At 49.0% G+C, this 6,464-nt stretch carries 3 protein-coding genes and 5 pseudogenes; 5 read left to right on the forward strand and 3 right to left on the reverse strand.

Annotated elements, in window-relative coordinates; genetic code table 11:
• Positions 1 to 727, forward strand: a 727-nt coding sequence (locus A7090_RS19645; RefSeq protein ID WP_123056974.1) for an IS256 family transposase, incomplete at its 5' end; no start/stop codon positions are given.
• Positions 728 to 846: 119 nt separating this feature from the next.
• On the opposite strand, the gene A7090_RS19655 is transcribed toward A7090_RS19645, so the two are convergent.
• The gene (locus A7090_RS19655) at positions 847 to 1,731 is read right to left on the reverse strand and encodes an OspG family effector kinase (protein WP_105275273.1); all 885 of its coding nucleotides are present in this window, start codon (positions 1,729 to 1,731) and stop codon (positions 847 to 849) included.
• Positions 1,732 to 2,072: 341 nt separating this feature from the next.
• A pseudogene (locus A7090_RS19660) lies at positions 2,073 to 2,240 on the reverse strand (IS30 family transposase); the annotation flags it as partial.
• Positions 2,241 to 2,276: 36 nt separating this feature from the next.
• Here A7090_RS19660 and A7090_RS19665 point away from each other — a divergent pair.
• The 4 pseudogenes from A7090_RS19665 to A7090_RS19685 form a co-directional block, all read left to right on the forward strand.
• Positions 2,277 to 3,190 (forward strand): annotated as a pseudogene (locus tag A7090_RS19665) (IS3 family transposase); the annotation flags it as partial.
• A 272-nt stretch (positions 3,191 to 3,462) separates the two neighbouring features.
• Positions 3,463 to 4,507: pseudogene (locus A7090_RS19675) on the forward strand (IS110 family transposase).
• A gap of 16 nt (positions 4,508 to 4,523) precedes the next feature.
• A pseudogene (locus tag A7090_RS19680) lies at positions 4,524 to 4,832 on the forward strand (integrase core domain-containing protein); the annotation flags it as partial.
• 8 nt (positions 4,833 to 4,840) lie between these two features.
• Positions 4,841 to 5,420 (forward strand): annotated as a pseudogene (locus A7090_RS19685) (Tn3 family transposase); the annotation flags it as partial.
• Positions 5,421 to 5,455: 35 nt separating this feature from the next.
• Here A7090_RS19685 and A7090_RS19690 read toward each other — a convergent pair.
• A partial coding sequence (locus A7090_RS19690) for an IS66-like element ISEc8 family transposase (RefSeq protein ID WP_105275274.1) occupies positions 5,456 to 6,464 on the reverse strand: 1,009 nt, incomplete at its 5' end.

The following is a 6,464-nucleotide window of genomic DNA, read 5'->3' on the forward strand; positions in this document are numbered from 1 at the left end:
CATTGTTTATATGGACTGCATTGTCGTCAAAGTCCGTCAGAATGGCAGCGTAATCAACAAAGCGGTGTTCCTGGCGCCAGGTATCAACACCGAAGGCCAGAAAGAATTACTGGGTATGTGGCTGGCCGAAAATGAAGGCGCAAAGTTCTGGCTGAGTGTGCTGACAGAGCTTAAAAATCGCGGTCTTCAGGACATTCTGATTGCCTGCGTGGACGGTCTGAAGGGCTTCCCGGAGGCGATAAACAGCGTCTATCCGCAGACTCACATCCAGCTGTGCATCATCCATATGGTGCGTAACAGCCTGAAATACGTATCCTGGAAGGACTATAAAGCCGTCACCAGCGGGTTAAATGCAGTTTATCAGGCCCCGACCGAAGAGGCGGCGCTGATGGCGCTGGATGCGTTCGCGGGAGAATGGGACGATAAATATCCGCAAATCAGCAAAAGCTGGCGTGCACACTGGGAAAACCTGAATACCTTCTTCGGCTACCCGCCGGATATCCGTAAGGCTATCTACACCACGAACGCGATAGAATCGCTGAACAGCGTGATCCGTGCGGCGATAAAGAAACGCAAAGTGTTCCCGACAGATGACTCGGTGCGGAAGGTCGTGTATCTGGCGGTCAAGGATGCGTCGAAAAAATGGAGTATGCCGATCCAGAACTGGCGGCTGGCAATGAGTCGTTTTATTATCGAGTTCGGTGACCGCCTGAGCGATCACCTTTAATACAGTGGCAGTTACACAGAATTACTGACAGGCTCATGTAATGATAAGTACAGTTATGCCAGTACGAAAACCTTTCCCCTCAGTGATATTCAAAGAGCAAGATTGACGGCAATTGGGTTTTATTTTATTTTGCTTATCACTGTATCAATAAGATCTTGCCGGCCCCCTCTATAAGCCTGAATAATACTATCTCCCCACTTCGTGGGATCAGACAGATTATAAGAGGAAATATCTATAGGACAGAACTCATTTTTTTCTGCGTTATATAAAACATTCGTAGCCGTAGTGTCGACAAAAAAAATCCCTTTTTGCTCCAACATGCCAAACATTTCATATATGGCCTGTTCAGCACTTGAAGGTAATAAAGAAATATCCATAAGGGATTTTCCCGGAATCCTATCCATTCTTATGCCTGAAATTTCACCTTTACTGTTATATATTTTACTCGCACTGCCACGCCCATAATATTTGTTAAAACAATCCACTTCCATATCAACTTCTTCAGATGTCTGTGGAACCGTAAACATTTTTAGAACTTTAGTCTTATCTAATGCATCTTCATATACAATTGCATTCCCTCCTTTACCTATAAACTGTCCAACGGACGATGAAATATAATTTTTAATCGGTGGAAGTTCATGAGCAAAATAATCTACCGGTGGTAGTTCTGGAAAAAAGTTAGTAGAAACGGTATTGTTATTTGCCAAGTTTACTGGAGACTTATTCAGTAACAGTTCAATGCTTCTTGAGATCTCACCTTTCGGCCACCCCAATCTTTCAAGCAATCCAGAAAAACACCCGCTATGGCTTTCTCTTGATACTTTAAATTGGTTATTGGAAAAAACAACACGATAAGTTCGGTCACCAACTTTTACTTTAGCCCCCTCATCCGACTTAACAGTAGCATTCTGGACTGATGATAGCACATCACTGTCCGGCCTTGAAAGGCTTCGGGTCACAGAGTTCCAAGTGCATCCCAAATTAATAGATGTTGGAGATAACATAAATTTACCTTTAACTAAATAAAAAATTTATATACTAAAATTGCTTAAATTATAACGTCACTCACAAGAAAACATACCAAAACTGTCACGTGATATATTGATATTTGTAAGAAACAATAGATTCATTGCATCGATAAATGCCATAAATACATAAAAATTACACTTTTAAAATTGGAAAACGCATTTCCATACAATATAAATATTACTTTCTTTATTAAGATATTAACTTTATCACCTGATATATTCTATAACACCGCTACAGTATTTGAACACGACCAACTGTAAGTATCCCGCATAATCGTGCCATTCACATTTGGCAAATTCAAGTCCGAAGTGCAACGCTAAGCCACCACTCTTAGTTCCGCGAACACGACCGATGGCTGTCTGAACTTAAGACACTTACGCGGCTTGCTGTTCAGCGCTCCCTGATAGCGTTGCAGCTCTTCTTCTGTCACCGTTCGCAGGTCTGTCCCCTTCGGGATAAACTGCCGCAACAGTCCGTTGGTGTTTGTAGTGGCACACTAAATTTGGCCACCTGATTAAAGGTGATATTCTCACTTCAACACAAAACAGGTGACTTAATGAACAAGAAAACCAGGCGTACTTTCACCCCTGAGTTCAGGCTGGAATGTGCACAGCTGATTGCTGACAAGGGCTACTCATATCGACAAGCCAGTGAAGCGATGAATGTCGGTTCGACTACCCTTGAGACCTGGGTACGCCAGCTCAGGCGAGAACGTCAGGGTATTATGCCCTCTGCGAAACCTATTACCCCGGAGCAGCAACGTATCCGCGAGCGGGAAAAGCAAGTTCGCCGTCTGGAGAAACAAAATACGATATTAAAAAAGGCTACCGCGCTCTTGATGTCCGACTCACTGAACGGTTCAAGATAGTTGCCAGACTGAGTGACAGCCACACCGTTGTCAGCCTTTGTTCCGCGCTGGAAATACACCGCAGCAGTTACCGGTACTGGCTGAAGCAACGCGATACCATTAATCCGGAGCAAGTCAGGTTGTGCAGCGAAATACGTCGTGCGTGGAACCAGAGCCGGGGCTCTGCGGGTGCGTGCACGCTGGCTGAAATGCTGACCCAGAACGGCGTCCCGATGAGCCGTTATCGTGCCGGGCGGCTGATGAAATACCTGAATCTGAGCAGTTGTCAGCCCGGAAAACATCAGTACAAAAATGCCCGTCAGGCGCATACAAGCCTGCCGAATCTGCTCGAGCGTCAGTTCGCTGTACCGGAGCCAGACCGGGTATGGTGCGGAGATATTACGTATCTCTGGGCAGGAAATCGCTGGTGCTATCTGGCGGTTGTTATGGATCTTTTTGCCCGCAGGGTTATCGGCTGGAGTCTGTCAGCGAATGCCGATACAGCGCTGATAAGCAGTGCCCTGCGGATGGTCTATGAGACGCGTGGTCAGCCGCGGGACGTCATGTTCCATAGCGACAGTAATAATGCCGGTATCAGTTTTTATCATCACTCTGTTTGCTGTTTAACCAGATTGGTGTGATTACTGATGCAGTGAAGACCTTCCCGCATCCTGACTCACACAGCGATCGACCCTTTGTGTCCTGCCCTGGACCTGTCGGTTGCCGGAAGCGCCTTCATGCGAGGCGTCTCCTCACCGATGCGCGTGACTCAAGAAGGGCCTGACGGTTTGTCTCGTTACTGTCCTGTCCGGGTTATCTGTCTGGAGATTCAACTCTGTTTCCTCACAGGAGCTCTGTTATGGCAGGTAAAGTTACGGAAACCGCTGTTGTGGGTGGCGTGGATACGCATAAAGATCTGCACGTTGCCGCTGTCGTAGATCAGAACAATAAAGTTCTGGGGACCCAGTTTTTCTCCACAACACGGCAAGGTTACAGGCAGATGCTGGCATGGATGACTTCGTTTGGGGCATTAAAGCGAATTGGTGTTGAGTGTACAGGCACCTATGGATCAGGTCTGCTTCGCTATTTACAGAATGCCGGGTTAGAAGTTCTTGAGGTGACTGCGCCAGATCGGATGGAGCGACGCAAACGGGGTAAAAGTGACACGATTGATGCTGAATGTGCCGCTCACGCCGCATTCTCCGGAATAAGAACCGTCACACCCAAAACGCGCAATGGCATGATTGAGTCTCTGCGGGTATTAAAAACTTGCCGAAAAACAGCAATATCAGCCCGCAGAGTCGCTCTCCAGATTATCCATTCCAATATTATCTCTGCCCCGGATGAATTACGTGAACAGCTCAGAAATATGACGCGCATGCAGCTCATCAGGACTCTGGGAGCCTGGCGGCCTGATGCCAGTGAATACCGCAATGTTACCAACGTTTATCGTATTTCATTAAAGTCCCTTGCCCGACGCTATCTCGAGTTACATGACGAAATCGCTGATTTGGATGTCATGATTGCGGCAATTGTCGATGAGCTGACGCCTGAACTGATTAAACGTAATGCTATTGGATACGAAAGCGCTTCGCAGTTGCTGATCACGGCAGGAGACAATCCCCAACGATTAAGATCAGAATCAGGTTTTGCGGCACTGTGTGGTGTAAGCCCTGTTCCCGTATCTTCAGGAAAAACGAATCGTTACCGACTTAACCGGGGTGGAGATCGTGCTGCAAATAGTGCACTTCACATCATTGCCATCGGACGTTTGCGAACTGAGGATAAAACGAAGGAATATGTCGTCAGACGAGAATGGAAGCAATACGCTGCCTGAAGCGCTAGTTTATACATTACTGCGTAATCAAAACAGGCAGATCAACAGCATCCCGATAACGGCTTGACTCTTAGAAGGGCGTCCAGGGAAGCCAGTATACCGGCCTGAAATATCAACAAGTTCTCTGGCGTTACAGAATAAAGCAGAGCGTCAGTCGACAGGGAAACTGCTGGGATAACAGTCCCATGGAACGTTTCTTCCGCAGTCTGAAAACAGAATGGGTGCCGACTGATGGCTATGCAGGCAAGGACGAGGCCCGGCGACAAATCAGCGGTTATATCCTGCATTACTACAATAGCGTCAGGCCCCACCATTACAACGGTGGGCTGACGCCGGAAGAGTCAGAGAACAGATATCGTTCTTACTGTAAAACCGTGGCCAGAATTACTTGACCACTACAGTCATCGTTGCTCAGGCCATGAATCATGGCAACCATATCATGGCGCGAACCAGCGATATTCCATACCTGTGCTGGAAAGTACGTACGAACAGTACCTTCGTCAGGCATCACTGCTCGCGGCCAATGACTGCATCACTGATGCCATAGAGAAACTGTCTGTTTTTCCGCTCTATTCGTTTGAGCCGGATACCCTTTATGGCGCTGTGGATGGGCAGAAATTTGGTGTTGAACGACCAACAGTGAAAGCCCGGCACTCACGGAAATACTTTGGTCGCGGTAAAGGCCTAGTGGCCTACATTCTGCTGTGTAACCATATCCCGATCAACGGATACCAGATTGGCACGAATGAGTACGAAGGACATCATGTTTTGATATCTGGTACTGCAATACCTCTGTAGTGAAACCGGTAGCCATCACCGGAGATATGCACAGTGTTAACAAGGCAAATTTTGCGATACTGCACTGGTTTGGCCTTCGTTTTGAGCCTCATTTTACTGACCTGAACAGGCAGCTACAGGAGCTGTACAGCACCAAGGAACCGTCTGTCTATAAAAAATGCCTGATTCAGCCAGCCGGTCGTAAGCGTACAGCGAGGGCCGTATTGACGGGGATGTGTTATTCAGCTGGCAGTGCTATGCGCCACGGAAGCAGTTCGCTGACCCGGTTGACCGGCCAGTCTGCTATGACGCCAAGCACATGGCGAAGGTAGCTTTCTGGATCCACGTTATTCAGTTTGCACGTCCCGATCAGGCTGTACAGTAGCGCTCCCCGCTCACCACCATGGTCAGAGCCGAAGAACAGGAAGTTTTTACGACCCAGACTGACCGCCCGCAGGGCATTTTCAGCGATGTTGTTGTCGATTTCCACCCAGCCATCGTTCGCATAGTACGTCAGTGCCGGCCACTGGTTAAGTGCGTACGCGAACGCCTTCGCCAACTCTGAGTGTCGCGACAGGGTCTTCATCTTTTCACGCAACCAGCTTTCCAGGGATTTCAACAGCGGTTTCGTTTTTCGCTGACGTTCAGCAAGCCGCTGCTCTGCCGGCATTCCCCTTATATCCGCCTCTATGGCGTACAACTGACCGATCTGCTCCAGGGCTGCTTCCGTCAGTGCTGACGGGATGTGGACGTGCACATCGTGGATCTTTCGGCGGGCATGAGCCCAGCAGGCAGCTTCCGTTATCCGACCATTGCGATACAGCTCGTTGAACCCGGCGTACGCATCCGCTTGCAGCACACCGCTGAAGCAAGCAAGATGAGTCTGCGGATGGATGCCTTTTCTGTCCGGGCTGTAAGAGAACCACACTGCAGGTGCCAACGCTGACCCGGCATTGCGGTCATCACGAACATACGCCCACAACCGCCCGGTCTTCGTCTTCTTATTACCCGGCAGCAGTACCTGGACCGGGGTATCATCGGCATGGAGTTTGCCGTCAGTCATGACATAGCCATGAAGCGCCTCTTCCAGCGGAGACAGCAGCCGGCAGCATGCATCCACCCAGCCCGACAGCAGTGAACGGCTCAGCTCCACACCTTGCCGGCCGTATATTTCTGACTGGCGATACAGCGGGGTGTGCTCTGCATACTTCGAGGTCAGCACGCGGGCCAGCAGCCCCGGTCCGGCG

This window comes from Escherichia sp. MOD1-EC7003 (assembly GCF_002965065.1).
Taxonomy (GTDB): domain Bacteria; phylum Pseudomonadota; class Gammaproteobacteria; order Enterobacterales; family Enterobacteriaceae; genus Escherichia.